This window comes from Winslowiella arboricola (genome assembly GCF_025527015.1).
GTDB classification, from domain to species: domain Bacteria; phylum Pseudomonadota; class Gammaproteobacteria; order Enterobacterales; family Enterobacteriaceae; genus Erwinia; species Erwinia arboricola.
The window spans coordinates 62,122-88,650 of the sequence record NZ_JAODIM010000043.1 but is presented as its reverse complement, the minus strand read 5'-3'; the positions used below and the strand labels follow the sequence as shown (position 1 = coordinate 88,650).

The following is a 26,529-nucleotide window of genomic DNA, read 5'->3' as shown; positions in this document are numbered from 1 at the left end:
TGCTTATTGCAGATTAATGCGCGTCACTTCCGCGCTGATACCAAACTCTTCTTTCAGCTGCTGCTTGGTTTTGGTAACAATCTGTCCGTCCTGACCAATGCTCATATGCTGCGGCTGGTCGTTATACTTCGCCTGCCACAACAGCACCAGTTGCAGACAGTTCTCTTTCTGCTCCGGCGTCAGCGCCACGCCATCCGCCCACTTACCGATTTCAACCGCAGTCGCCAGCCGCTGATAGACATCCGGCGTCATCGCGGCGATTATCTCGTTAAGATCTTTTTGCATCACTTCAGCCTTTGGTTTGCTTGCCGTCATCATCGGTAAAGCTGAGTGAGGCAGAGTTGACACAATAGCGCTCGCCGCCGGGTTGCGGACCATCAGGGAAAACATGTCCCAGATGCGCATCACAGCTGCCACAGCGAATTTCAATACGCTGCATACCGTGGGTATTATCATCCAGATAGCGGATAGCATCGTCACTGTACGGCTGATAGAAACTCGGCCAGCCGCAACCGGAATCGTACTTGGTTTCGGATAAAAACAGCGGCGCGCTACACACCAGGCAGTGATAAATACCTTCGTCTTTGTTGTGCAGCAGTGCGCCGGAATATGGTGGTTCAGTACCGCGTTGCTGCGTAACATAGCGCTGCATCTCGGTCAGTTCAGTTTCGGGTGTGATAGAATGTGTTGGTTCTTTAGCCATTTTGGTCATCTCTGGCAGTGTTATTCTGAAAACTTCAGCTAGTATTCTAACAAACACTTAACAACTTCAGGTGATTTTTTCGTGCCTGACAGGGTCATCATTCGAGACGTGGTTAAAAGTGTGACTCAGATCACCCTTCGAAACTAACATCCCTTTAGATTCAGGGATCGTGCCCCAATATACAGAGCTATGTGTCGTCGCGGAGTCGGTTTTGCATCGCATAATTCCTGCTCACTGGTTTGATTTGTCGCAACAATTGACACGATTCCGCTTGACGCCTGGTATGGTTTTTGTAATTTTACAGCCAACCTTTTATTCACTAATAACAGCTGGTGGAATATATGACTATCAAAGTAGGTATCAACGGTTTTGGCCGTATCGGTCGCATTGTTTTCCGTGCCGCTCAGGAACGTTCTGACATAGAAATCGTTGCAATCAACGATCTGCTCGACGCAGAGTACATGGCTTACATGCTGAAATATGACTCTACTCACGGCCGCTTTAACGGCACTGTTGAAGTCAAAGACGGCCATCTGGTTGTTAACGGCAAAACCATCCGTGTTACCGCTGAACGTGATCCAGCTAACCTGAAGTGGAAAGAAGCCGGTGTTAAGGTAGTGGCTGAAGCAACTGGCATCTTCCTGACCGAAGAAACTGCACGTAAACATATCGAAGCAGGCGCTGAGAAAGTTGTGCTGACCGGTCCATCTAAAGATGACACCCCAATGTTTGTGATGGGTGTAAACCATAAGTCATACGCTGGCCAGGATATCGTTTCTAACGCATCCTGTACCACCAACTGCCTGGCGCCACTGGCTAAAGTGATCAACGATAAATTTGGTATCGTTGAAGCGCTGATGACCACTGTTCACGCCACTACTGCTACCCAGAAAACCGTTGATGGCCCGTCTCATAAAGACTGGCGCGGCGGCCGCGGCGCATCTCAGAATATCATCCCTTCTTCTACCGGTGCGGCTAAAGCGGTAGGTAAAGTGATCCCTGAGCTGAACGGCAAACTGACCGGTATGGCGTTCCGTGTACCAACCCCTAACGTTTCTGTGGTTGACCTGACTGCACGTCTGGCTAAACCAGCCTCTTACAAAGAAATTTGTGCGGCGATTAAAGCGGCTGCTGAAGGCGAAATGAAAGGCGTTCTGGGTTATACCGAAGATGAAGTGGTTTCTACCGATTTCAACGGCGAAACCCTGACTTCCATCTTTGATGCGAAGGCCGGTATTGCCCTGAGCGACACCTTTGTGAAACTGGTTTCCTGGTACGATAACGAAACTGGCTACTCTAACAAGGTGCTGGATCTGATTGCTCACATCTCTAAAAAATAAGTGATGATGAACAACTGATTATGAAGGGCGACTGAGGTCGCCCTTTTTTATCGTCGGAATCTTAATTAAACAGGATTCATTATGAGCGAAAAACTTTTTACCCTGCCTGTTGTTAATCAAATCACGCCTTATCTTTCCCTGCGTCAGATCGACCAGCTGCCGGTTATTGTGATCAGTCATCCGAAAGTGCGTGCCGCGATTACATTGCAGGGCGCCCAGCTGATCGCCTGGCAGCCGAGCGGCGAGAAACCGGTGATTTGGCTTAGCGAGAAAACCCCGTTCACCCCCGGTAAAGCGATTCGTGGCGGCGTGCCGATCTGCTGGCCCTGGTTCGGTCCGGCTGGCGAACCTGCCCATGGCTTTGCCCGTAACCTGCCATGGACGCTGTCGGCGCATGATGAGAATGAAGATGGCGTGATACTGACGCTGGTGCTGGAGAGCGACGAGCAGACTAAAAAGCTGTGGCCGCATGATTTCACCCTGTTCGCCCGCTTCCGCCTCGGCGAGCGCTGTGAAATAGAGCTGGAAGCCCATGGCGATTATGAAGCCACTGCGGCGCTGCACAGCTACTTTGCGGTTGAAGATATTGCCGGTGTTGAAGTCAGCGGACTGGGCAAACAGTTTATTGATAAAGTGAATAATGGTGTGACGGGCGAAGCGGAAAATGGCAAGCAACGTTACCCGTCACGCGTCGATCGCATTCACACACAGCCGGAAGATTGCAGTCTGATTGATGACAGCGCGGGCAATCGCGTGATTGAAGTCTATCATCACTATCAAAGTGACGTTGTCACCTGGAACCCGGGCGCAGAACTGTCCTGCAGCATGGCGGATATGGCTAACGACGGTTATAAAACCTTTGTCTGTGTGGAGACGGCGCATATCAGTCAGCCGATGAAGAGTGCCGGAGAAAAGCCTGCGCGTCTCGGCACGACCCTGCGTCTGCGCAAAAAAGGTTGATTAACGGGCGGCGATAACGCTGCCCCTACATCAATTGAACGTAGGGGCGGCGTTATCGCCGCCCGGGTTACGGATTTGCATCTAATGCAATGACGGCGTTACCGCCGCCCGGAGTTCTCGCACAATTTTTTACACCACATCCAGTGGCATCTTCCCGCCCGGCGGCGGAAACTGCTGATTAATCGCTGCCAGTTCTTCACTGCTAAAGCGAATATCCAGCGCCGCGGCATTTTCCTGCACATGCGTCACCGAACTGGCTTTGGGGATCGCAATCACCCCGTCCTTGCGGATTACCCATGCCAGCAGAAGCTGAGCAACAGTGATGCCCTTTTGTTGTGCAAGTTGTTGCAGCATGGCGTTGCCAAACAGATCGCGACGCAGACGTCCGGCCTGCGCCAGCGGACAGTATGCCATTACCGGGATCTGCCGTTGCTGACACTCGGGCAATACAGCATATTCGATACCGCGCGAAGCCAGATGATACAGCACCTGATTGGTGGCGCAGGCACTGCCGCCCGCTTCCTGCCATAGCTCCTGCAAATCATCGATATCAAAATTCGATACGCCCCACTGGCGGATTTTTCCCTGCTGTTGCAGTTTTTCCATCGCGCGAATGGTCTCTTCCAGCGGCACACTGCCGCGCCAGTGCAGCAGATAGAGATCAAGGTGATCCGTCTGCAACCGGCGCAGGCTGCGTTCGCAGGCGTCAATCGCATCCACTTCGCCGGCATTCCACGGATAAACTTTTGACACCAGCCATGCGCTGTCGCGTCGTCCCTGCAATGCTTCGCCCACCACTTGTTCCGCGCCGCCGTCAGCATACATTTCTGCGGTATCGATCAGTTTCAGGCCGCACTCTAATCCGGCCTGCAACGCCGCGATTTCGTTTTTTCGCTGGCCGGGATCTTCACCCATATACCAGCTGCCCTGACCAATAGCGGGCAAGGTGATTGCCTGCGGGAAAGTCACTGTATTACTCATGATTTTCTCCTTGCACCAAAATAATGCACGCGATCAAACAAAGGGGCAAACCGTGCCCCTTTGTTGTGCAGCGCTTGTCGCTAGAAGCTATAGCTTAAACCGGTCCAGACCATCGCCTGGGAACTTTTATCCACCATCGGGCTGTCTTTGATTTCATCGCCAAGGCGGGTATAGCGACCGACCAGGCTGGCGCGCCAGTTCTGGTTCACTTTATAATCGAAACTCAGCTCAACGTAGGGACTCCAGCTATCATCAGGATCGTAGCTGTTCAGGCCACTGCGCGCTGACTCCGAGCCAGAGATGCCGTAGTAATAACGGTTCTGGTTCGCGCTGTTCCACAGCACACCGAGGCCTGGCGTTACGCTTAAGTCGTCGCCAAACTTGAAGGGATAGAGGTAAGTGAGATCCCAGATAATACCGTTACTGTTGTTCAGCACGTCGCCCACCAGTGTGGTGCGCACAATGCCCCACTCGGCAGTGTGACGGTAAGAGGCGCCAGCCATAACGGTCATGCGGCGTTTATTCAGCGCTTTCATATCGCCGTCATCACTGTCATCAGGATCGTAGTTCTGCGGTGAGCCAAGAACGGTCAGCGACAGCTGGTCCTGCTGGTCTTTCCACAGGTAATAACCGGCGGACAGAGTGCGGAAGTAGAAGTTCTCACCTTCATAATTAATGATCGGCACCGGATAGTAACGATCCTGACCACTTTTATATGGACTTTCTGAGTAAATAACTGACATTCCCAGACTTAGCGGGTCAGCATTGACAGAAAAAGCGGTAAAACAACAAGGTAAAAGCAGAGCAAGCGCGCTAACTTTGAAATGGTTCACAATTTATTCATTCCATAAATATAACAATCAGGCTACACAGTGTAACCACTGACAGGCGTGCTGTTGAGAAATTTACATATTCGGTAGCACTTAGAATCAATTTAATCCGCAATGCCTGCGCAAAGATTGTCATTGCTTATTTACAATTTTCTCTCAGCCCGCGTCTGCCGGGGGATTTGCGTTAGAAGGATTCTGACTTTGTTATTGAAATTTCATCAAAAACTATAGAGGGCTGAGGAAAAATCTTAAATGCCTTCTACAGTTAAAAGTAAGACGCTAAATTGAAGCGAGCAGAGTAACCATAAGAATTGTGTATCCCGATAAAAAAACGTCAGGTTGGCATAAGGGTTGCTGTACTCACATTAGAGAATATCTTCCGGGAGCAACCAGATCTTTTTTTAAGCTCCTTTTACCTGTGCTAAAAACGAAAGGACGGGCATCGCTATGAATATATTCGATCACTATCGTCAGCGTTATGAAGCAGCCAAGGACGAAGAGTTCACACTGCAGGAATTTCTTGCTATTGCAAAGCAGGATCGCAGTGCATACGTTAACGCGGCAGAACGACTGTTAATGGCTATCGGAGAGCCAACAATGGTTGATACTGCTCTGGAGCCACGCCTTTCCCGCCTGTTTTCCAATCGCGTCGTGGCACGTTATCCGGCCTTTGAAGAGTTTTATGGTATGGAGGAAGCGATTGAACAGATCGTCTCCTACCTGAAACATGCGGCGCAAGGGCTTGAGGAGAAGAAACAGATTCTGTACCTGCTGGGTCCAGTCGGTGGCGGTAAGTCGTCGCTGGCCGAGCGGCTGAAATCATTAATGCAACGTGTACCCATTTACGTTCTGAGTGCGGATGGCGAACGCAGCCCGGTAAACGATCACCCGTTGTGTCTGTTTAATCCACAGGAAGACGCCAATATCCTGGAAAAAGAGTACGGCGTGCCGCGCCGCTACCTCGGTACCATTATGTCGCCGTGGGCCGCGAAACGCCTGCATGACTTTGGCGGCGATATTACCCGCTTTAAAGTGGTTAAAGTGTGGCCGTCGATTCTGGAACAGCTGGCGATTGCCAAAACTGAGCCAGGCGATGAGAACAATCAGGATATCTCAGCGCTGGTAGGTAAAGTGGATATCCGCAAACTGGAAAACCATGCGCAGAACGATCCTGATGCTTACGGTTACTCTGGCGCACTCTGCCGCGCGAACCAGGGGATTATGGAATTCGTCGAGATGTTTAAAGCACCGATTAAAGTGCTGCATCCGCTGCTGACCGCCACCCAGGAAGGTAACTATAACGGTACTGAAGGGATCTCCGCCCTGCCGTTTAACGGTATTATCCTCGCGCACTCCAACGAATCTGAGTGGGTGCAGTTCCGAAACAACAAAAACAATGAGGCGTTCCTTGACCGTGTTTATATTGTCAAAGTGCCTTACTGCCTGCGGGTTTCGGAAGAGATTAAAATCTACGAGAAACTGCTTAATCACAGTGAGCTGACCCATGCGCCTTGCGCGCCGGGCACGCTGGAAACGCTGGCCCGTTTCTCCATTCTGTCGCGCCTGAAAGAGCCGGAAAACTCCAGCACCTATTCAAAAATGCGCGTTTATGATGGTGAAAGCCTGAAAGATACCGATCCGAAAGCGAAATCCTATCAGGAGTATCGTGATTACGGTGGCGTTGATGAAGGGATGAACGGCCTGTCGACCCGCTTTGCCTTTAAGATCCTTTCACGGGTATTTAACTTCGACCATGTGGAAGTGGCAGCCAACCCGGTACACCTGTTCTACGTTTTGGAGCAGCAGATTGAGCGCGAGCAGTTCCCACAAGATCTGGCGGAGAAATATCTTGAGCATCTGAAAGGCTATCTGATTCCGAAATACGCCGAGTTTATCGGTAAAGAAATTCAGACTGCTTACCTCGAATCCTATTCCGAGTATGGCCAGAATATTTTTGACCGCTATGTCACTTACGCTGACTTCTGGATTCAGGATCAGGAGTACCGCGACCCGGATACCGGTCAGCTGTTTGACCGTGAATCGCTGAATGCGGAACTGGAGAAAATCGAGAAGCCTGCCGGTATCAGTAACCCGAAAGACTTCCGTAATGAGATCGTCAACTTTGTGTTGCGCGCCCGTGCGCACAATAATGGCCGCAATCCTAACTGGACCAGTTACGAAAAACTGCGCACGGTTATCGAGAAGAAAATGTTCTCGAATACCGAAGAGTTGCTGCCGGTGATTTCATTTAATGCCAAAACGTCCACGGATGAACAGAAGAAACACGACGATTTTGTTGACCGCATGATGGAGAAAGGATACACCCGTAAGCAGGTACGCCTGCTGTGTGAATGGTATCTGCGTGTGCGTAAATCGTCTTAACTTGACTGCCATGTAAGCACAGAACACGCAAGGATGCGAAATCGGAAAGGTCGGGCTCACCGCCCGACCAGCTTGCAATGTTGTGTGGGGGAACTATGGCCTATTTTATCGATCGGCGACTTAACGGCAAAAACAAGAGCGCGGTTAACCGCCAGCGCTTCTTGCGCCGCTACAAGTCGCAAATCAAGCAGTCGATCTCCGAGGCCATCAACAAGCGTTCGGTTACCGACGTTGAAAGCGGTGAATCCGTCTCCATCCCGGTGGATGACATCCATGAACCTATTTTTCATCAGGGGCGCGGCGGCCATCGCCATCGTGTTCATCCCGGTAACGACCATTTTGTACAAAATGACCGTGTGGAACGTCCACAGGGCGGCGGTGGCGGCGGCAGTGGCCAGGGTAACGCCAGTCAGGACGGTGAAGGTAGCGACGAGTTTGTCTTTCAGATTTCTAAAGATGAATACCTTGATCTGTTGTTTGAAGATCTCGCCCTGCCCAACTTGCGCAAAAACCAGCATCGTCAGTTAAATGAGTATAAAACCCATCGGGCGGGTTATACCGCTAATGGGGTTCCGGCCAATATCAGCGTGGTTCGCTCCCTGCAGAACTCACTGGCGCGTCGCACCGCGATGACTGCCGGTAAGCGGCGGATGGTAACGGAACTGGAAGAAACACTGGCAACGGTGGAAAAAGCCGAACCTGCCCAGCTGCTGGAAGAGGAGCGTCTGCGTAAAGAGATCGCTGAATTGCGTGCGCGCATTGCCCGCGTGCCATTTATTGACACCTTTGATCTGCGCTATAAAAACTTTGAGAAACGTCCGGAACCTTCCAGCCAGGCGGTGATGTTCTGCCTGATGGACGTTTCCGGCTCGATGGATCAGGCCACTAAAGATATGGCCAAGCGTTTTTATATCCTGCTCTATCTGTTCCTGAGCCGGACCTATAAAAATGTCGAGGTGGTCTATATCCGTCACCACACTCAGGCAAAAGAGGTGGATGAACAGGAGTTCTTCTACTCACAGGAGACCGGCGGCACCATTGTTTCCAGTGCGCTGAAGCTGATGGATGAAGTGGTAAAAGAGCGTTATGACCCGGCGCAGTGGAATATCTACGCGGCGCAGGCTTCCGATGGTGATAACTGGGCGGATGATTCACCGTTATGTCATGACATTCTGGCGAAAAATATTCTGCCGGTAGTGCGTTACTACAGCTATATCGAAATCACCCGACGTGCGCACCAGACGTTGTGGCGCGAATATGAACATCTGCAAGCCAATTTTGGCAACTTTGCCATTCAGCATATTCGTGAGCCGGAAGATATTTACCCGGTATTCCGCGAACTGTTCCATAAGCAGGCCGAAGAGAGTTACTAAAGTTAAGCGCAGTGATGATAACAACCAGCCCTTCGCGGCTGGTTTTTTATTGGCTGCGTGGTGACTTAATGCAACAAGTTACGCGATTAACTACCTAATAAACATAGATATTTTTCTTGATCAGGCTTTTTGATTGGGATATTTTATCAGCATCAAAGGACGCCTGGAGGGCATGATGGAAAGTTACGGCATAGAGGGATTTAAGGGAACAGTCGCCGCTATTTTATCGGCGCCAGGGGAGGTATGCAGGAGCAGAACAGAATATGACAACTTCATATGGTTCTTATGCTTATAAAATTTCACCTGATTTGATGGGTGAAATTTTACCGTTTAACCATGTTCAGATACCGCACAGGAATGGTGGAGGTGGCAGCATGTCAGAGCGATTAGATCGTCTCGAAAAGAAAGTGGACACAATAGAGTCAAATCTCTCAAGCCTTAATGAAACTGTTATTCGGCTTGAGGCGAAAGTGGACCGCAATGCAGACAGGTTTGAAACCGCCTTAAAGCAACAAGGTGAAAAGTTTGAAACCGCGCTGGGGCATTTAAGCGAAAGATTTGACACCAAAATTGAGTATTTAAGCGAAAGATTTGACACCAAAATTGAGTATTTAATCGAAAGATTTGACACCAAACTGGAACGGCAAGGTGAAAGATTTGAAGCCGCGCTGGCGCTTCAATCAAGCAAGCTTTCATCAGCGCTGGAACTTCAGTCACAAAAGCTTACCGCAGCCATTGAAAAGCAGGGTATTGCCATTGAAAAACAGGGATTTGCTTTTGACAGCAAACTCAAAGAGCAGAAAATCTCGATCATTTTGTGGGTGCTGGGCGTACCGGGTCTGCTATTTGGCCTCTATCAGCTTTTTGAACGACTCACACCGCTGTAAAAACCTCATAAAGCCAGATCCCCCCGCTGGCTTTCGCCTTTCCTGCCTTCTGATACCGCAATCCCTCTAATAAGCCACACTATTTATCCGCTGGCGGCCGTTTGATCGTCGCGAAAATCTGATATTTTGTTCTGCGCATCTCATTTTCCCGGTGTAAAACATCGCACTATGAATAGCTTTTGACATTTGTCGCCACGTTTAACACACTGTAAAAATACCCACCATTATCAGGAGACCCGCCCATTGGAAGCCAGCGCGATTTACAGTCTATTTATCATCGGTTCCGTGCTGGTCGCGTCGAGCATTCTGTTAAGTTCATTCTCCTCAAGACTTGGCATTCCGATACTGGTGATCTTCCTTGCGCTTGGCATGCTGGCGGGTGTCGACGGCATTGGCGGTATTGCATTTGATAACTATCCGGCGGCTTACCTCGTTTCCAACCTCGCGCTGGCGATAATTCTGCTGGATGGCGGCATGCGCACCCAGGCCAGCTCGTTTAAGGTGGCGTTAGGCCCGGCGCTGTCGCTGGCCACCGTGGGCGTATTAATTACCGCCGGATTAACCGGCGTTGTCGCCGCCTGGCTGTTTCATCTCGATTTGATGCAGGGTTTTCTGGTCGGGGCGATTATCGGCTCAACCGACGCCGCCGCGGTGTTTTCCCTGCTGGGGGGCAAAGGGCTGAATGAGCGTGTCAGCGCCACGCTGGAGATCGAATCCGGCAGTAACGACCCGATGGCCGTGTTTCTGACCATCACCTTAATTGAGATGATCCAGCTGGGACAAACCGGCCTCAGCTGGATGTTTGTGGTACATCTGATTCAGCAGTTCGGATTAGGCATTGTGTTGGGGCTCGGCGGCGGCTGGGCGCTCCAGCAGCTGGTGAATCGCATTGCGCTGGCCAACGGTCTCTATCCTCTGCTGGCAGTCAGTGGCGGCATCCTGGTGTTTGCTCTGACCACGGTGCTGGAAGGCAGCGGCATTCTCGCGGTCTATCTGTGTGGTTTTGTGCTGGGCAACCGGCCGATTCGTAACCGCCACGGTATTTTGCAGACCTTTGACGGCATGGCATGGCTCAGCCAGATTGGCATGTTTCTGGTGCTTGGCCTGCTGGTTACCCCTTCTGATTTGTGGCATATCGCCATTCCGGCGATGATCCTGTCATTGTGGCTGATCCTGGTGGCGCGCCCGCTGTCAATTCTGGTCGGTCTGCTGCCGTTCCGCGGCTTTAATATCCGTGAACGTTTCTTTATCAGCTGGGTTGGCCTGCGTGGCGCAGTGCCGATTATTCTGGCGGTGTTCCCGATGATGGCTGGCCTGGAGAACGCCAGACTGTTCTTTAATATTGCCTTTTTCGTGGTGCTGGTCTCCCTGATGGTGCAGGGAACCTCACTCGGTTTTGCCGCCCGCAAAGCGCGCGTGGTGGTGCCGCCAACTGGCGTGCCAATTAACCGCGTCGGACTTGATATCCACCCGGAAAATCCGTGGGAGCAGTTTGTTTATCAGCTGAGTGCCGATAAATGGTGTGTCGGCGCGGCGTTGCGCGATCTGCAAATGCCGCGCGAAACCCGTATAGCCGCCCTGTTTCGCCAGAATCAATTGCTGCATCCCACCGGCAACACCCGCCTGCGTGAAGGCGATGTGCTCTGTGTGATTGGCCGTGAGCGCGATCTGCCTGCCCTCGGTAAACTGTTCAGCCAGTCGCCGCCGGTTTCCCTCGATCAGCGCTTCTTCGGCGACTTTATCCTTGAAGCGGACGCCCGTTTACGCGATGTCTCACAAATCTATGGTCTGGAACTGGATCAGGAGATTGACGATCAGCAGACTCTCGGTCAGCTTATTCTTGGCATGATTGGTGGCGCACCGGTGGTAGGCGACCAGGTGGAATGGAAAGAACTGGTATGGACGGTAGCGGAAAAAGAAGATAATCATGTGATCAAAATTGGCGTACGTGTCCCTGAAGACAAGGAATAATCCGAAAGCAAATCGCTCGATTTTCTCCCCTGAGCGACTACGCTTAATATTCACGTCTTTCCTGATGGGAGAAGTAAAATGGGTCATGTACTGAAAATTGGTCGCTACGAGATTATCGATGCTGAAATGGATACCGAAAATCTGGACACCGTCAGCATCCCCTGCCAGACCAATCCCGGCCTCAGCTACCAACTGGACGGTTGGGACACGGAAACCAGCGTTCCCGCGTGGATTGACGGCAACCCGGTGGACCTCGATGTCGGTCATTATGACAAGCAGCAGGACCGCTGGGTACTGAAGAAACCAGCCTGATCCCCCCTCTGCCGCCCTGATAATATTATGGCGGCATTTTTCTGTCAGAATCAATTTCTGCCATAAAGTCAATCTGCTGAATTGCGGCGATAATATTTATATGCGGCCATTTAATTAGACTGCTGTCTATTTCTTTTAAGACTATTACCCTATTAACTAATTAAGCTTAATCCTGCATACTGATGGTCACCACTTTAATGAAAGTGAACTAAATCACTGCAGGAAATTTCCTCAGTCGGCCAGACTCGCCGCAAATATCATGCAATTAACTATCACTATCCGGATCCTGAAGAGTCTGAATGTTCAGGATAGCCCTTACTCGGAATAAGAGAATCGCTATTATGGAAGATATGAATATCATCAACCATAGCCGTCGTCATAACGATGGCGCGCAGAAGATGCCGGCAACCAGCTATGGTTTTTCACGCCGCTCTTCGCAATTGATGAAACGTACCTTTGATGTGCTGGTTGCTTCACTGTTGCTGCTGTTCCTCGCCCCGGCGCTGCTGGTGCTGTGGTGGATGGCATCGCGTGACGGCGGCAACGCTATTTTTCGCCAGCAGCGCATCGGCCAGAACGGCAAGCTCTTTAACTGTTTTAAATTTCGTACCATGGTGCCGGATGCAGAGCAGCGCCTGACGCTGCTGCTGGCGACCAGTGAACAGGCGCGCCGCGACTGGGAAGATGATTTCCGTCTGGAGCAGGATCCTCGCGTGACGGAGAACGGACAGTTCCTGCGCAGCACCAGTCTTGATAAGCTGCCGCAGCTGTGGAATGTGTTGCGCGGTGACATGAGTCTGGTCGGCCCGCGTCCGGTAATGGAAGTGGAACTGGAACGCTATGCCAGCCAGGCGAACTACTATCTGGTGGCCAAACCGGGGATTACCGGCCTGTGGCAGGTGAGCGGACGTAAAGGCAATGATTACGCCACCCGCGCCCATTTTGATGCGTTATACGTCAGCAACTGGAACTTCTGGTCCGACAGCCGCATCCTGTGCAAGTCCGCCAGCGAGTTAGTCCGCGGTAAAGATATCCAGTAACCACGCTGATGTTAATGCACGTTGCAACAATGTGCATTAACATCACCGCCATCGCACCAATTAACAAAAAATTCCCCTTTTCTTTTCTGTAAGTTAACTCTACCCTGTGCGGCTTGTTGTTATCGGATGCCGCGCCCTGTTATGCAAAAATTCACTCTGCTTCTGCTGAGCCTCGTTCTGCTGGCTCCGCTGGGCATCGATCTTTATCTGCCTACCCTGCCACAAATTGCCGACGGCTTAGCCACTCCGGTGAGTAATATCCAGACCACTATCCCGCTGTTTCTGCTGGTGATGGGACTGGGTCAAATCGTTGCCGGCCCGCTGGTGGATAACTTTGGCCGTAAGCCAATCGCCATTATTGGCCTGCTGCTGTATATCACCGGCAGCGTGGTTGGCGCGATGGCGATTAACTGGCCAATGTTCCTGGTGGCACGCCTGATTCAGGGTATTGCCGTCTGCTGCACCGCGGTGGTGGCCTTTAGCGGCGTACGTGACCGTCTTGATGGCGAAGACGCCGCACGCGCCTACGGCTTTCTGAACGGCGCGCTGAATATCGTGCCGGCGCTGGCACCAATGCTGGGTGGTTTTCTTGCTGATGCGTTTGGCTGGCGCGCACCCTTCTGGTTTTTGGCCAGCTATGCGCTGTTTATCGGCGTGATTGTGTTGCTGTTCCTGCCGGAAACCCGTCCGGCCGATACTCAGCCGGTAAAAGGTCTGCCGCTGCGCCAGTACTGGCAGATCTTCAGACAGCCCCGGTTCCTCGCATTTGCCTTTGCTAACGCCGGCGCGCTGGGTATGGTGCTGACCTATGTTTCTCTGGCGCCGCAGGTGCTGATGACCGAGGGCAAGCTCAGCGCGCTGCAGTTCTCCATCGCCTTTGGCACCAACGGTTTCTGGATTATGCTGGTCAGTGTGCTGGTCAATAAAATAATCCGTAAACTTGGCCGTCCGATCTGTCTGGCAATTGGCAGTATCACCATGATCGTGGGCGCCATTACACTGTATGGCGGCGTTCTGCTGCTGCCTGCCGCATGGCAGACGCACTGGGCGCTGTATATGATACCGGTAGGTATCTCTGTGGCAGGTCTGGCATTTACCGTTGGCCCGGCCACCAGCTATGCGCTGGAACCTTATCAGCAGCAGGCAGGCGTTGCCTCCGCGCTGGCTGGTTTTATCCAGATGGCCGGTGGTTCATCCGCAGGATTATTAATGATGGCGTTGCCGCTAAGCGAGAAAACGGCGCTGGCCTTGATGATGCTGGCAGGCGCGATACTGGCATTCACCGCATGGCGTTGCAGTAAAACAGTGCGCGGCCGCATCACCGCGCTCTGAAGGTTTAACGAATTTCTACCGGTACACGTGGGGCGAGCGCACACATCAGCTCATACCCCACCGTACCGGCGGCACTGGCGACATCATCGATTTTTACGCTGTTGCCCCACAGCTCCACTTTGCTACCGATACCCGCCTGATGGCAGGGCGTCAGATCGACCATAATCATATCCATTGAAATCGCCCCCAGCGTCTGCGTCAGCACCCCATCCACCATCACTGGCGTGCCGGTTGGCGCATGGCGCGGATAGCCGTCAGCATAGCCACAGGCGACCACACCAATACGTTGTGCGGCCTGCGCGCGATATCTGGCACCGTAGCCGACGCAATCATCGGTTTGCAGGTTCTGCACCGCAATAATTTCGCTGGTGAGGGTCATCACCGGTTGTAAACCACTGCTGGCAATGTCCTGCCACTGTCCGCTGGGTGATGCACCATACAGCACGATACCGGGACGCACCCAGTCGAAGTGAGTCTGGGAATGCCACAGCGTCGCCGCGGAGTTGGCCAGCGAACGGCGACAGTTCAGCCCTTCCGCCGCGCGCTCCACGCGTTGCAGCGGTGCCACAATTCCTTCAGCCTTTTCCGCTTCGGCGAAATGCGCCATTAAGGTCATCTCGCCAACATTATCCAGCGAACGCAGCTTTTGCCAGGCGTTGTAAACCTGATCGGGCTGGAAGCCAAGACGGTTCATCCCGCTGTTCATTTTCAGGTAAATATCGAGCGGTGCGGACAGCTTAGCGTTAGCAATCGCCTGAATCTGCCAGTTACTGTGGACACTGGTGGTTAAGCGATAGCGATCGAGGATCGCCAGCTCATCACTGTGAAAGAATCCTTCCAGTAACAGGATCGGTTTCTTCCAGCCGCGCTCACGCAGCAGAATCGCCTCTTCCAGATTAAGCAACGCGAAGCCGTCAGTTTCTGACAAACTCTGCCAGACCCGGTCAATACCGTGGCCATAGGCATTCGCCTTGACCACTGACCAGACGCGGGACTCAGGTGCAGCCTGACGAACAATCGCCAGGTTTTGTCGCAACGCGGCAGTATCAATGGTTGCGACAATCGGACGTGACATAACCTCTCCTTGTAAAACCTTAACGCGTGACGTCAGCACTGTGTAACGGCGTGCTGTTGGGGGCGGAAAAACCCGGCAGGTAACGCAGTACCGACAGATCATCAGCGGCGATGGCCGGGGTTTGTGCGGAAATAATATCAGAAAGTAGCTGGCCTGAACCGCATGCCATGGTCCATCCGAGCGTTCCGTGACCAGTATTGAGGAAAAGATTTTTCAACGGCGTACGGCCGACAATTGGCGTGCCATCCGGCGTCATCGGACGCAGGCCGCTCCAGAAGCTGGCTTGCTCAATATGGCCGCCGGTGGGATAGAGATCGCGCACCACCATTTCCAGCGTTTCCCGACGCGCAGGCAGCAGCCGGTTGTTATAGCCGACGATCTCCGCCATGCCGCCGACGCGGATACGGTTATCAAAACGGGTAATCGCCACTTTATAGCTTTCGTCGAGCACCGTGGAAACCGGCGCACCCGCGGGGTCTCGGATGGGAATCGTCAGCGAGTAGCCTTTCAGCGGATAGACCGGAATATCGAGGATATTGTGCAGCAGCGAAGTGGAGTAAGATCCAAACGCCACCACATAGGCATCGGCTTTAATCACCTCCTCGCCGCACTTCACGCCATAAATATGGTTACCGTCGCGCAGCAGATGATCCACCGGCGTATTAAAGCGGAAGGTGACACCGGCCGCCGCGGCCATTTCCGCCAGTCGCTGGGTAAACAGCTGACAGTCGCCGGTTTCATCATTGGGCAAGCGCAGACCGCCGGTCAGTTTATGACTGGTGGCGGCTAGCGCCGGTTCGACACTGGCCAGCTCGCTGGCTTCCAGTAGCTGGTAAGGCACGCCCGCCTGCTGCAATACCGCGATATCTTTGGCTGCGCTCTCATACTGCTGTGCGGTACGGAACAGCTGCAGCGTGCCGCCCTGCCGTCCTTCATAGGCAATACCGGTCTGATCGCGCAGCGTTTTCAGGCAGTCGCGGCTATATTCAGCAATGCGCACCATCCGGCTTTTATTCTGCTGATAATGGCGCATATCGCAGTTACGCAGCATCTGCCACATCCACTGCAGCTGAAAGCTGCTGCCATCAAGCCGGATAGCCAGCGGTGCGTGGCGCTGAAACATCCATTTTACCGCCTTAAGCGGCACGCCTGGCGCCGCCCAGGGGGCCGCATAACCTGGCGAGATCTGTCCGGCATTTCCGGCGCTGGTTTCCAGCGCGGGCCCGGGCTGACGGTCAATTACCGTGACCTCATGTCCCGCCTGCGCCAGATACCAGGCACTGGCGACACCCACCACCCCACTTCCAAGAATGACAACTCGCATAACCACTCCACGGCAGTTAACAAAAGAACAATATACTGTTTTAACAGTCTGGTTTCGGATGAAGATACCAGCAACCAGAAGCCTGTTGCGGTGAACTATTTCACATCTTTTTTACCTTATGAGTAACTAAAAACAAGATGAGCGGTTCAGTTTGGAGGAAAATATTGCTATGCGGCGCTTTGCAGCAGCAAATTATAACAAACCCGCATAATCCGCGACTTACCAGCAGAAATGAAATAGCTCATATAAAACCCTTATAAACAGTATATTATTCTGGTTAACCATCAATTAATCGCATCTTTCAATATTTGAAAATTCTTTTTTGCCGCGCACTCTATTTTCTGCCGAATATTTCGTTTGTGTTCCTGTTTCGGATGGGTGACAGTGAACTATCATTGAAGTATTCGCTCAGATTTTCGGGCTTTCTTTGTCGGAACCGGCAAGCAGGAAAACTCAGATCACCATGAATCGGTATTTAGTGCTGATTCAAATAAGAGGGGTGCGCTATGACGACTATTTTTGACGATGCGATCAAGCACAATAAACGACTCAGTGATGGTCCTGACTGGACCTTTGAACTGCTTGATAGCTACCTGGAAGAGATCGACCGCGTCGCAAAACTCTACCGGCTCGAGACTTACCCGCACCAGATCGAGATCATTACCTCCGAGCAGATGATGGATGCCTACTCCAGCGTTGGTATGCCGATCAACTATGCCCACTGGTCATTTGGTAAGAAATTTATCGAGACCGAACAGCGCTACAAACATGGTCAGCAAGGGCTGGCGTATGAAATCGTCATTAACTCCAATCCCTGTATCGCCTACCTGATGGAAGAGAATACGATTACCATGCAGGCGCTGGTGATGGCGCATGCCTGCTACGGCCATAACTCATTCTTTAAGAATAACTATCTGTTCCGCAGCTGGACCGATGCCAGTTCGATTGTCGATTATCTGCTGTTTGCCCGTAGTTATATCGCCAGGTGCGAAGAGCGCTATGGTGTTGAAGAGGTAGAACGGCTGCTCGACTCCTGCCATGCGCTGATGAACTACGGCGTGGATCGCTATAAACGTCCGCAAAAAATTTCGTTGCAGGAAGAGAAAGCCCGTCAGCAGAGCCGTGAAGAGTATCTGCAAAGCCAGGTGAATACCCTGTGGCGCACGCTGCCACGACGCGATAAAGAGGAAGTGCAGGCAGAAGCGATTCGCTACCCTTCTGAACCGCAGGAAAATCTGCTGTATTTTATGGAGAAGAATGCGCCGCTGCTGGAGTCCTGGCAACGTGAAGTGCTGCGCATTGTGCGTAAAGTCAGCCAGTACTTCTATCCGCAGAAACAGACTCAGGTGATGAACGAGGGCTGGGCCACCTTCTGGCACTACACCATTCTTAATCACCTGTATGACGAGGGGAAAGTCTCCGAGCGCTTTATGCTGGAGTTTTTACACAGCCATACCAACGTGGTCTATCAGCCGCCGTATAACAGCCAGTGGTATAGCGGAATTAACCCTTATGCCCTTGGCTTTGCCATGTTCCAGGATATCAAGCGGATCTGTGAGTCGCCGACAGAAGAGGATCGCTACTGGTTCCCGGATATCGCCGGTAAAGACTGGCTCGAGACGCTGCATTTCGCCATGCGTGAATTTAAAGATGAGAGCTTTATCAGCCAGTTCCTGTCGCCGAAAGTGATGCGCGACTTCCGCTTGTTTACCGTACTGGACGACGATCGCAATAATTTCCTCGAGATCGCCGCCATTCACGATGAAGCCGGTTACCGCGCCATCCGTCAGCAGCTTTCCGCGCAATATAATCTGAGCAATCTGGAACCGAATATTCAGGTGTACAACGTAGACCTGCGTGGCGACCGTTCGCTAACCCTGCGCTATGTGCCGCAGGAACGCGCGCCGCTGGATAAGAGCCGTCGTGAAGTGCTGAAACATGTGCATCGCCTGTGGGGCTTTGATATTCATCTTGAGCAGCAGAATGAAGATGGCAGCGTGGAGTTACTTGATCGCATTCCACCACGCCCGACCGTGCTGTAACGCCAGTATCAAAACGGGAGCCGATAACGGCTCCCCTACAGTTTTTCAGCAGCTTATTTGGCCTTTTATCAACGACGCTGCTGATGTGCTAAATCGGCTGGCATGGTTTTCTGCATGCTGTGCCAGATCTCACCGCTCTGACGACCATAGTCACGTACCGCATCGACAATCAGATCAAACTGCTGCTTCTGGCTAATCACCATCAACTGCTGATAGAAATTCTGCGCCAGCTTACGCGCTTCGGGATTGGAGAAATAGTAACGTCCGACGCGGGTATATAACCCTTTCAGGCCATTCAGAATCAGACCATATATCGGATTGCCGGAGGCAAAAGCCAGCCCGCGGAAGATATTATAATCCAGCTCGGTATAAGCTTCGGCGTGATCTTCCACGTGATTGGCGGTATCCAGCACCTCCTGCGCTTTATCCGCATGATGGCGGATCGCGCGGCGAATAAAGATCGAGGAGATATTGGTGCGTACCGACAGTAAATTATCAATCAGCTGTGGGACACTGTCATGATCGAGCCGCGCCAGGGTCTCCAGAATATTCAGTCCGGAAGTTTCCCAGAAATTATTTACCCGGGTCGGTTTGCCGTGTTGAATAGTTAACCAGCCATCGCGCGCCAGGCGCTGAAGCACTTCACGCAGCGTAGTGCGGGTGACGCCGATTAATTCAGAAAGCTCACGTTCTGCGGGCAAAATGGAGCCGGGGGGAAAACGACTATTCCAGATGCTTTCAATAATATACTCTTCAGCGAAACCCGCTGGGCTCTGCGCCTTAATGACCATAGCAATTTTTCTCGTAGCTTTCATATACCGCAAAAAATTCAGCTCATCATACCAGAGCCCCCTGGCGGGACATAGCCTGTAAGAGGCTGAAAAAGCGATCGCGGCGAGAAAATAACAAAATTAACCTCTCCGTCAGCTCAATAATCATATTGCCTGCTGTGCTCTGCCGCTTTACCCTCAGTTTATATTCAAATGACATAACAAAAAATAAGGCTGGGATCACCGTTGGATATTTCGCATACCGCCGCGATGACGCGCAATTTTCTCGGGCAGTCGCCCGTCTGGTACAAAATAACCCTGTTGGCTTTTCTGCTGGTAAACCCGCTGCTGTTCTTTTTTGTCAGCCCGTTTCTGGCCGGCTGGCTGCTGGTGGCGGAATTTATTTTTACCCTCGCCATGGCATTGAAATGCTACCCGTTGCTGCCGGGAGGGCTGCTGGCGCTGGAAGCGATCGCCATCGGTATGGCCAGCGCCGAACAGGTCAAACAGCAGCTGGCAGACAATCTGGACGTGCTACTGCTGCTGATCTTTATGGTGGCGGGTATCCACTTTATGAAGCAGTTACTGCTGCTGATCTTTACTAAATTACTGCTGAGCATTCGTTCGAAGGTGTTACTCGGGCTGGCGTTCTGCATGGCGGCGGCTTTTCTCTCCGCGTTTCTTGATGCGCTGACGGTTGTGGCGGTAGTGATCTCCGTGGCCAGCGGGTTTTATGCGATTTATCATCGGGTGATCTCACAGGGAAATGAAGAATATCATCATGATGACAGTGATATCGCCGAACTGGAGCATCGTCAGACGCTGGAAAAATTCCGATCTTTCCTGCGCAGTCTGATGATGCAGGCCGGCGTCGGTACTGCGCTCGGTGGCGTAATGACGATGGTCGGCGAGCCGCAAAACCTGATTATCGCCAAGGCCGCCGGCTGGAATTTTAGCGAGTTTTTCCTGCGTATGGCGCCGGTAACCGTACCGGTATTGATTTGCGGCATTCTCACCTCGCTGCTGGTAGAGCGTTTTAAACTGTTTGGCTATGGCGAACCGCTGCCGGCTGCAGTGCGTGACATTCTGCTGGATTACGATCGCCAGTCTGGCGCCAGACGCACGCGTCAGGAGAGCGTACGCTTATGGCTGCAGGCGCTGATTGGCATCTGGCTGATTGTGGCGCTGGCATTGCATCTGGCGGAAGTAGGTCTGATTGGCCTGTCAGTGATTATTCTGGCCACTTCACTCTGTGGCGTTACGGATGAACATGCCATCGGCAAAGCCTTCACCGATGCGCTGCCGTTTACTGCTCTGCTGGCGGTATTTTTCGCCATTGTGGCGGTGATTGTTGAGCAGCAGCTGTTCAGTCCGCTGATTAATTTTGTGTTGCAGGCCGAGCCCGCCTCGCAGCTTAGCTGGTTCTATGTTTTTAACGGCCTGCTGTCATCGATTTCCGACAATGTGTTTGTCGGCTCGGTATATATCAGTGAGGCGAAAAATGCCTGGAGCAGTGGCGCTATCACTCTTGATCAGTTTGAGCTGCTGGCGGTAGCGACCAATACCGGCACCAATCTGCCGTCAGTTGCCACGCCAAACGGCCAGGCGGCGTTTCTGTTTCTGCTGACCTCGGCGCTGGCGCCGCTGATTCGCCTCTCTTATGGCCGCATGGTGTGGATGGCGCTACCCTTTACGGTAGTCTTGTCGCTGGTTGGGCTGATTTGTATTATGTACAGTCTGGAACCGCTGACTGGCTGGTTTACGCAGCAGGGCTGGCTCAGCCTGCCGCATCCCTGAGGCGGATATCTGACGGTTGCTTAATTTAAGTCATTTATCTGACTAATTTTTTCGCTGCTGAGGCTGGCAGCGAATCGCTTTTGGTTTACACTGCGCTTTCAAGGTTTCTTGCATGGAAAGACTATGTTGCGATATTTAAATCAATGCTCCAGAGGACGCGGTGCCTGGTTATTAATGGCCCTAATCGCTTTCGCCCTGGAAATGGTAGCGCTCTGGTTCCAGCACGGAATGATGCTCAAACCTTGCGTGATGTGCATTTATGAACGTTGCGCGTTGTGGGGCATTGTTGCGGCAGGCATCGTCGGCGCGATTGCCCCGAAAAGTCCGCTGCGGCTGCTGGCGATTGCTGGCTGGATTTACAGTGCGTGGGAAGGTGTGCAGTTAGCTTACCAGCACACCATGATTCAGCTGCATCCGAATCCGTTTGTCACCTGTGATTTTGCCGCGCGCTTCCCGAGCTGGCTGCCGCTGGATAAATGGCTGCCGTCGATGTTTGTCGCCAGCGGTGATTGCGCTGAGAATCAGTGGTCTTTCCTGACCTTAAGCATGCCGCAATGGCTGGTGATTATTTTTGCTGCGTTTCTGCTGGTGGCGGTACTGGTGCTGATCGCCCAGCCGTTTAAACCTAAACGTCGCGATCTGTTTTCACGCTAAGCGATGAAACGGGAGCCGATAACGGCTCCCCTGCCACCTCTTATCTCGCCGCCCATATTACTGCGCCCACAGCGGGCGATTGAGAATATGCTCTTCCCAGTCCACCACTTCGCTCTCGCGCACCGCGATATGACGCACGGAGATTCTTGCCGCATGCATCGCTGCTTTCGAACCGCTGCGTAACGGATGCCATACCGGCAGTGACTTGCCTTCGGCCAGCAGGCGATAGGCACAGCTTGGCGGCAGCCAGGAGAAAGTCGGTAAATTGTCGCGTGTCAGCTTGATGCAATCCTCTTCATACTCGAAGCGACGCTCATAGTTACGACACTGGCAGGTTTTGATATTCAGCTGGTTACAGGCGACATTGGTGAAATAGATTTCATCGGTATCTTCGTCCCGCAACTTATTCAGACAACACTGGCCACAACCATCACACAAGGATTCCCATTCCTTATCGGTCATTTGCTCAAGCGACTTTTGCTGCCAGAAAGGGGTATCTGTCATGGTTCTGTCCTGTTTTGATGAAAGCCCGCACCTTATAAACAGTTCGGGCTTCAGATGCAACCTTTACAGTACGCGTGTCGACACGCCGTGGCCGCCGAGCGACAACTCCAGTGTATCGCCGGACGCCATCGGACCAACACCTTCAGGCGTGCCGGTAATCACCACATCGCCAGCGCGCAGGGTAAAGTACTGACTCATATAGGCAATCAGCGGCAGAATTTTGGTGATCATATCGGAGGTATTGCCGTGCTGACGCACTTCGCCATTGACCACCAGCTTCAGTTCGCTGTTCTGCGGATCGCCGTCAAATTCGCTGGCCGGGATAAAACCGGACAACGGACAGGAGTTATCAAAGCCTTTCGATTTTTCCCATGGCTGACCGGCTTTCTTCAGGCCCGCCTGCACGTCACGCAGGGTTAAATCAAGGGCGATACCGTAACCGGCAATCGCTTTCGCCACATGCTCTTCGGTCGCCTGCTTTAGCGTGGAGCCAATCAGCACCGCAAGTTCTACTTCGTGATGCACTGAGCCAAAGGCTTTCGGGATCGAGATTGGCTGGCGCAAATCGCAGAGTGCGGTTTCCGGTTTGATAAACACCACCGGCTCTTCCGGCGTCGCGCTGCCCATCTCTTTAATATGTTTGGCATAGTTGCTGCCGACACAAACCACTTTGCTAACCGGAAAATCTAACAGTGCGCCCTGCCAGTTACGATGCTGATACATGCTTTTCCCCTGCTTACTGTTGAGTGGCAACGCCAGCAGCCGCTGGCGTTAGTCAGTTAATCACTTACTGCCCGATAGCATCAGCCATTTTGCCAATACTGACAGCGAAATAATAAGATCGATTCCAGTGCATTATTGTGCGGAAATTGTCATAAACCATAAATGCGCGCCCCTCCATATCATCCGGCAGGATGATCCAGGCACGCTGAGCATTGTCCGGCAGCGCCACGCTGTTAGTCATGCGGATGCCGAGCTTCTGCCATTCACCGACGCTTTTCGCCTGCGTATCCTTCAGACCGGCCTGCTCTTTGACGAAGTCCACCGGCAACACAACTTCACGCCCCCAGCCTTCGCCATCGCGCCAGCCCTCTTTGGCAAGGTAGTTGGCGGTCGAGGCAAACACATCATCAATATTGTTCCAGATATCGATTTTGCCGTCGCCATCAGCATCGGCGCCGTAACGCAGATAAGAGCTTGGCATAAACTGATTCTGGCCCATGGCACCAGCCCAGGAGCCTTTCATCTCTGCGGCGGAGATATGGCCTTGCTGGACAATATTCAGGGCAGCGATCAGCTCTTTGGTAAACAGCGCTTCGCGTCGTCCTTCAAACGCCAGCGTCGCCAGCGCCGAAATCACATCTTCGCGGCCCTGAATATTGCCAAAGTTACTCTCCATCGCCCAGAGCGCCACGATATATTGCGCGGGTACGCCATAGCGCTGACTGACTGACGCCAGCTGACTGTGATAGCGCTGCGCGTTTTCACGCGCCTGAGTGATTTTCGCGGCAGTGATGGTGCGCGCCAGATAGTCATCCAGCGTGACTTTTTTCTCCAGTTGATTGCGATCTGATTTAATCACCCGATCAACAAAATGCACATTGGCAAAAGCGCTATCCAGCGTGCTCTGATTAATTCCCTGCGCACGCGCCTGCGCTTTTAATTTATCAACATACGCCGGAAACTCAGCCGGGTTGCGTCCCTGTTCGGCCAGGGTAGTGGCAGGCTTCGGCTGAGCAGCGGCGGGCAACGGCGCAGCGCTGTTTTTACTGGCACATCCGGTGAGTAAAAGCGCGAGGGTAAGAGCACTGAGGGCTGTCTGCTTCATGCGGGCATCCTTTTTAATCGGGTTTATCCGCCGCAAATATTAATCTGTATCGTTGACAGAAGGCGGCGGAGATATTTACAGAGGATTCTTAATTCACCTCATTTACTATTTTCCAGGTGCATTTTCAGCAGACTTTCGAGGGGGGGTGGCAGCTGTAAATAATAGCCCTGCTCTTTTATAGCCTGCGCGACTTTCTCAAGGTCGGCATTAACCAGTTTCTTACTGCCATCAAGTGGTAACAGCATCGCCAGCTGCGGCTTGCCAAAACCGCGCAGCAGTTCTGCGGGCACGCGCGAGAAATCGTCCTTTTTTTCTACATAAAGATAAGTCTGGTCGCGCTGCGGGCTTCGATAGATCACACAAAACATATTTTTTACTCGAATTAACTGGGATGGTGGCTTGCCTGAATATAGCAGTAACTATAACATGCTTGCAGTACTTCGGAATATTGTCCCGCTTTGATTAAGTGATGATAAAATTAAGCTTAATTATGTCGGGTGAAACACAACAGGACTGAGTCAGGACAGATGTCGCAAACGCCAATCGAGTTAAAGGGCAGTAGTTTCACACTGTCTGTTGTTCATTTACACCACACTCAACCCGAGGTGGTTCGCCAGGCGCTTCAGGACAAAATTGACCAGGCTCCAGCCTTTCTGAAAAACGCGCCCGTGGTGCTCAATGTTGCAACGCTTTCCGGTGAGGTTAACTGGAAACAGATGCAGCAGGCGGTGATCTCAACAGGTTTGCGCATAATCGGTGTCAGCGGCTGTAAAGATGAAAGCCTGAAGCGCATGATTACGCGCGCCGGTTTACCGGTTCTGGCCGAAGGCAAAGAACAGAAGAAGGCGGCAGAAGCCGCGCCGCTGATCCAGGCGGTGCAACCGCTGGAAAATCTGGTAGCAAAAACCCGTGTCGTTAATACGCCGGTTCGCTCCGGACAGCAGATTTATGCGCGCAACGCTGACCTGATTGTCACTAACAGCGTGAGCGCCGGCGCTGAACTGGTCGCTGATGGCAATATCCACATTTACGGTATGATGCGTGGACGCGCGCTTGCCGGCGCCAGCGGCGACCGTGAGTGCCAGATTTTTTGTACCAGTTTGTCTGCGGAACTGGTGTCAATTGCCGGTGAATACTGGATGATGGATCAAATTCCCGCTGAATTTTTTGGCAAAGCTTCGCGCCTCTGCCTGAAAGAAGGCGCGATAACGATACAGACATTAAATTAGGCCTGTTTTTACGGCGTCAGCAGCGATGTACGGCGCGTAAAAAGCCTGTTGGAATAGACTCAGCCCCTTTGTTAAGGAATTAATCAATATGGCACGCATTATTGTAGTTACATCGGGTAAAGGGGGCGTTGGTAAGACCACGTCAAGCGCGGCCATCGCTACTGGTCTGGCGCAGAAAGGCAAAAAAACCGTGGTAATCGATTTCGATATCGGTCTGCGTAACCTTGACCTGATTATGGGCTGTGAACGCCGTGTAGTGTATGACTTCGTCAATGTAATTCAGGGCGATGCCACGCTGAACCAGGCGCTGATTAAAGATAAGCGCACGGAAAATCTGTTTATCCTGCCAGCTTCGCAGACCCGTGATAAAGATGCGCTGACCCGCGAAGGTGTGGAAAAAGTGCTGAATGACCTGGATGCCATGTCATTTGACTTTATCGTCTGTGACTCACCGGCGGGCATTGAAACCGGCGCGCTGATGGCGCTCTACTTCGCCGACGAAGCGATTATTACCACTAACCCGGAAGTCTCTTCAGTTCGTGACTCTGACCGTATTCTCGGCATTATCGCCTCGAAATCGCGTCGTGCAGAAAACAGTCAGGATCCGATTAAAGAACATCTGTTGTTAACCCGTTACAACCCGGGCCGCGTAAACCGTGGTGATATGCTGAGCATGGAAGATGTGCTGGAAATTCTGCGCATTCCACTGGTTGGTGTAATCCCGGAAGATCAGTCCGTACTGCGTGCGTCCAACCAGGGCGAACCGGTGATTCTTGATGGCGAGTCCGATGCGGGCAAAGCCTATGCCGATGCCGTAGACCGTTTACTCGGCGAAGAACGTCCCTTCCGCTTCATTGAAGAAGAGAAGAAGGGTTTCCTGAAACGCCTGTTCGGGGGATAAACCATGGCCTTACTCGATTTCTTTTTATCCCGTAAAAAGAGCACAGCAAATATAGCCAAGGAACGGCTGCAAATCATCGTGGCAGAGCGCAGAAGGGGCGACAGTGAGCCTCACTATCTGCCGCAGTTGAAACGCGACATACTGGAAGTGATCTGCAGATATGTAAAAATTGATCCGGAGATGGTGACCGTGCAGCTGGATCAAAAAGGGGATGACATTTCGATTCTGGAGCTGAACGTTACGCTACCGGAAGTGGAAGAACCCACCAAATGAGGGTTGGTTACGCCTGAATTT

General features: G+C 52.2%; 26 protein-coding genes. 15 read left to right on the top strand and 11 right to left on the bottom strand.

Going from position 1 to position 26,529, the window contains the following annotated elements; genetic code table 11:
• Positions 1–3 precede the first annotated feature (3 nt).
• A complete protein-coding gene (locus N5923_RS18005) occupies positions 4–285 on the bottom strand; it encodes a YeaC family protein (RefSeq protein WP_267144991.1) in 282 nt (93 codons plus the stop codon).
• A 4-nt stretch (positions 286–289) separates the two neighbouring features.
• Positions 290–703 carry a peptide-methionine (R)-S-oxide reductase MsrB gene (gene msrB / locus N5923_RS18000; protein WP_267144992.1) on the bottom strand — a complete coding sequence of 138 codons (414 nt, stop codon included), beginning with the start codon at positions 701–703 and terminating at the stop codon, positions 290–292.
• Positions 704–1,044: 341 nt separating this feature from the next.
• Here msrB and gapA point away from each other — a divergent pair, with 341 nt between their 5' ends.
• Both gapA and N5923_RS17990 read left to right on the top strand, forming a co-directional pair.
• Positions 1,045–2,043 (top strand): glyceraldehyde-3-phosphate dehydrogenase, encoded by a 999-nt coding sequence (gene gapA / locus N5923_RS17995; RefSeq protein WP_267144993.1) that lies wholly within the window; start codon positions 1,045–1,047, stop codon positions 2,041–2,043.
• 81 nt (positions 2,044–2,124) lie between these two features.
• Positions 2,125–3,003, top strand: a complete 879-nt coding sequence (locus N5923_RS17990) for a D-hexose-6-phosphate mutarotase (RefSeq protein WP_267144994.1) — start codon at positions 2,125–2,127, stop codon at positions 3,001–3,003.
• A gap of 129 nt (positions 3,004–3,132) precedes the next feature.
• Here the strand turns inward: N5923_RS17990 and N5923_RS17985 are convergent, their stop codons facing one another.
• Positions 3,133–3,984: an aldo/keto reductase gene (locus N5923_RS17985; RefSeq protein ID WP_267144995.1), complete on the bottom strand. Its 852-nt coding sequence runs from the start codon at positions 3,982–3,984 to the stop codon at positions 3,133–3,135.
• 80 nt (positions 3,985–4,064) lie between these two features.
• The gene (locus N5923_RS17980) at positions 4,065–4,817 is read right to left on the bottom strand and encodes a MipA/OmpV family protein (RefSeq protein ID WP_267144996.1); all 753 of its coding nucleotides are present in this window, start codon (positions 4,815–4,817) and stop codon (positions 4,065–4,067) included.
• A gap of 444 nt (positions 4,818–5,261) precedes the next feature.
• Here N5923_RS17980 and yeaG point away from each other — a divergent pair, with 444 nt between their 5' ends.
• The 7 genes from yeaG to N5923_RS17945 all read left to right on the top strand — a co-directional run bounded on the left by yeaG (position 5,262) and on the right by N5923_RS17945 (position 14,111).
• A complete protein-coding gene (gene yeaG, locus N5923_RS17975) occupies positions 5,262–7,196 on the top strand; it encodes a protein kinase YeaG (RefSeq protein ID WP_017799835.1) in 1,935 nt (644 codons plus the stop codon).
• Positions 7,197–7,291: 95 nt separating this feature from the next.
• Positions 7,292–8,569, top strand: a complete 1,278-nt coding sequence (locus tag N5923_RS17970; protein ID WP_267144997.1) for a YeaH/YhbH family protein — start codon at positions 7,292–7,294, stop codon at positions 8,567–8,569.
• A 263-nt stretch (positions 8,570–8,832) separates the two neighbouring features.
• On the top strand, positions 8,833–9,456 hold the full coding sequence (locus N5923_RS17965) for a hypothetical protein (RefSeq protein ID WP_267144998.1): 624 nt from the start codon (positions 8,833–8,835) through the stop codon (positions 9,454–9,456).
• A 243-nt stretch (positions 9,457–9,699) separates the two neighbouring features.
• Positions 9,700–11,427: a potassium/proton antiporter gene (locus N5923_RS17960; RefSeq protein ID WP_267144999.1), complete on the top strand. Its 1,728-nt coding sequence runs from the start codon at positions 9,700–9,702 to the stop codon at positions 11,425–11,427.
• Between the two features lie 78 nt (positions 11,428–11,505).
• The gene (locus N5923_RS17955) at positions 11,506–11,739 is read left to right on the top strand and encodes a DUF1480 family protein (RefSeq protein WP_267145000.1); all 234 of its coding nucleotides are present in this window, start codon (positions 11,506–11,508) and stop codon (positions 11,737–11,739) included.
• A 341-nt stretch (positions 11,740–12,080) separates the two neighbouring features.
• On the top strand, positions 12,081–12,779 hold the full coding sequence (locus N5923_RS17950; RefSeq protein WP_267145255.1) for a sugar transferase: 699 nt from the start codon (positions 12,081–12,083) through the stop codon (positions 12,777–12,779).
• 141 nt (positions 12,780–12,920) lie between these two features.
• Complete coding sequence (locus tag N5923_RS17945; RefSeq protein ID WP_267145002.1) at positions 12,921–14,111, top strand: multidrug effflux MFS transporter; 1,191 nt, start codon at positions 12,921–12,923, stop codon at positions 14,109–14,111.
• Positions 14,112–14,115: 4 nt separating this feature from the next.
• Here N5923_RS17945 and dadX read toward each other — a convergent pair whose 3' ends face one another.
• Entirely contained in the window at positions 14,116–15,186 is a 1,071-nt protein-coding gene (dadX, locus tag N5923_RS17940; protein WP_267145003.1) for a catabolic alanine racemase DadX, read from the bottom strand.
• A gap of 19 nt (positions 15,187–15,205) precedes the next feature.
• A complete protein-coding gene (locus tag N5923_RS17935; RefSeq protein ID WP_267145004.1) occupies positions 15,206–16,510 on the bottom strand; it encodes a D-amino acid dehydrogenase in 1,305 nt (434 codons plus the stop codon).
• Positions 16,511–17,016: 506 nt separating this feature from the next.
• On the opposite strand from N5923_RS17935, the gene N5923_RS17930 reads away from it, so the two are divergent.
• Complete coding sequence (locus N5923_RS17930; RefSeq protein ID WP_267145005.1) at positions 17,017–18,552, top strand: SpoVR family protein; 1,536 nt, start codon at positions 17,017–17,019, stop codon at positions 18,550–18,552.
• 68 nt (positions 18,553–18,620) lie between these two features.
• Here the strand turns inward: N5923_RS17930 and fadR are convergent, their stop codons facing one another.
• On the bottom strand, positions 18,621–19,343 hold the full coding sequence (gene fadR, locus N5923_RS17925; RefSeq protein WP_026111530.1) for a fatty acid metabolism transcriptional regulator FadR: 723 nt from the start codon (positions 19,341–19,343) through the stop codon (positions 18,621–18,623).
• Positions 19,344–19,568: 225 nt separating this feature from the next.
• Between fadR and nhaB the strand changes: the two genes are divergently transcribed.
• Positions 19,569–21,119, top strand: a complete 1,551-nt coding sequence (gene nhaB / locus N5923_RS17920; RefSeq protein ID WP_267145006.1) for a sodium/proton antiporter NhaB — start codon at positions 19,569–19,571, stop codon at positions 21,117–21,119.
• 123 nt (positions 21,120–21,242) lie between these two features.
• Complete coding sequence (dsbB, locus tag N5923_RS17915) at positions 21,243–21,773, top strand: disulfide bond formation protein DsbB (protein WP_267145007.1); 531 nt, start codon at positions 21,243–21,245, stop codon at positions 21,771–21,773.
• 57 nt (positions 21,774–21,830) lie between these two features.
• On the opposite strand, the gene N5923_RS17910 is transcribed toward dsbB, so the two are convergent.
• From N5923_RS17910 to N5923_RS17895, 4 genes are all read right to left on the bottom strand, one after another.
• Complete coding sequence (locus N5923_RS17910) at positions 21,831–22,277, bottom strand: YcgN family cysteine cluster protein (protein WP_267145008.1); 447 nt, start codon at positions 22,275–22,277, stop codon at positions 21,831–21,833.
• Positions 22,278–22,340: 63 nt separating this feature from the next.
• Positions 22,341–23,000 (bottom strand): fumarylacetoacetate hydrolase family protein, encoded by a 660-nt coding sequence (locus N5923_RS17905; RefSeq protein WP_267145009.1) that lies wholly within the window; start codon positions 22,998–23,000, stop codon positions 22,341–22,343.
• A 64-nt stretch (positions 23,001–23,064) separates the two neighbouring features.
• Complete coding sequence (locus tag N5923_RS17900; RefSeq protein ID WP_267145010.1) at positions 23,065–24,105, bottom strand: lytic murein transglycosylase; 1,041 nt, start codon at positions 24,103–24,105, stop codon at positions 23,065–23,067.
• A gap of 98 nt (positions 24,106–24,203) precedes the next feature.
• Positions 24,204–24,473, bottom strand: a complete 270-nt coding sequence (locus tag N5923_RS17895; protein WP_267145011.1) for a YcgL domain-containing protein — start codon at positions 24,471–24,473, stop codon at positions 24,204–24,206.
• Between the two features lie 159 nt (positions 24,474–24,632).
• On the opposite strand from N5923_RS17895, the gene minC reads away from it, so the two are divergent.
• The 3 genes from minC (at position 24,633) to minE (ending at position 26,508) form a co-directional block, all read left to right on the top strand.
• Positions 24,633–25,334 carry a septum site-determining protein MinC gene (gene minC, locus N5923_RS17890; protein WP_209499427.1) on the top strand — a complete coding sequence of 234 codons (702 nt, stop codon included), beginning with the start codon at positions 24,633–24,635 and terminating at the stop codon, positions 25,332–25,334.
• An 88-nt stretch (positions 25,335–25,422) separates the two neighbouring features.
• A complete protein-coding gene (gene minD / locus N5923_RS17885) occupies positions 25,423–26,235 on the top strand; it encodes a septum site-determining protein MinD (protein WP_267145012.1) in 813 nt (270 codons plus the stop codon).
• Positions 26,236–26,238: 3 nt separating this feature from the next.
• Positions 26,239–26,508, top strand: a complete 270-nt coding sequence (gene minE / locus N5923_RS17880) for a cell division topological specificity factor MinE (protein ID WP_017799816.1) — start codon at positions 26,239–26,241, stop codon at positions 26,506–26,508.
• Positions 26,509–26,529 lie beyond the last annotated feature (21 nt).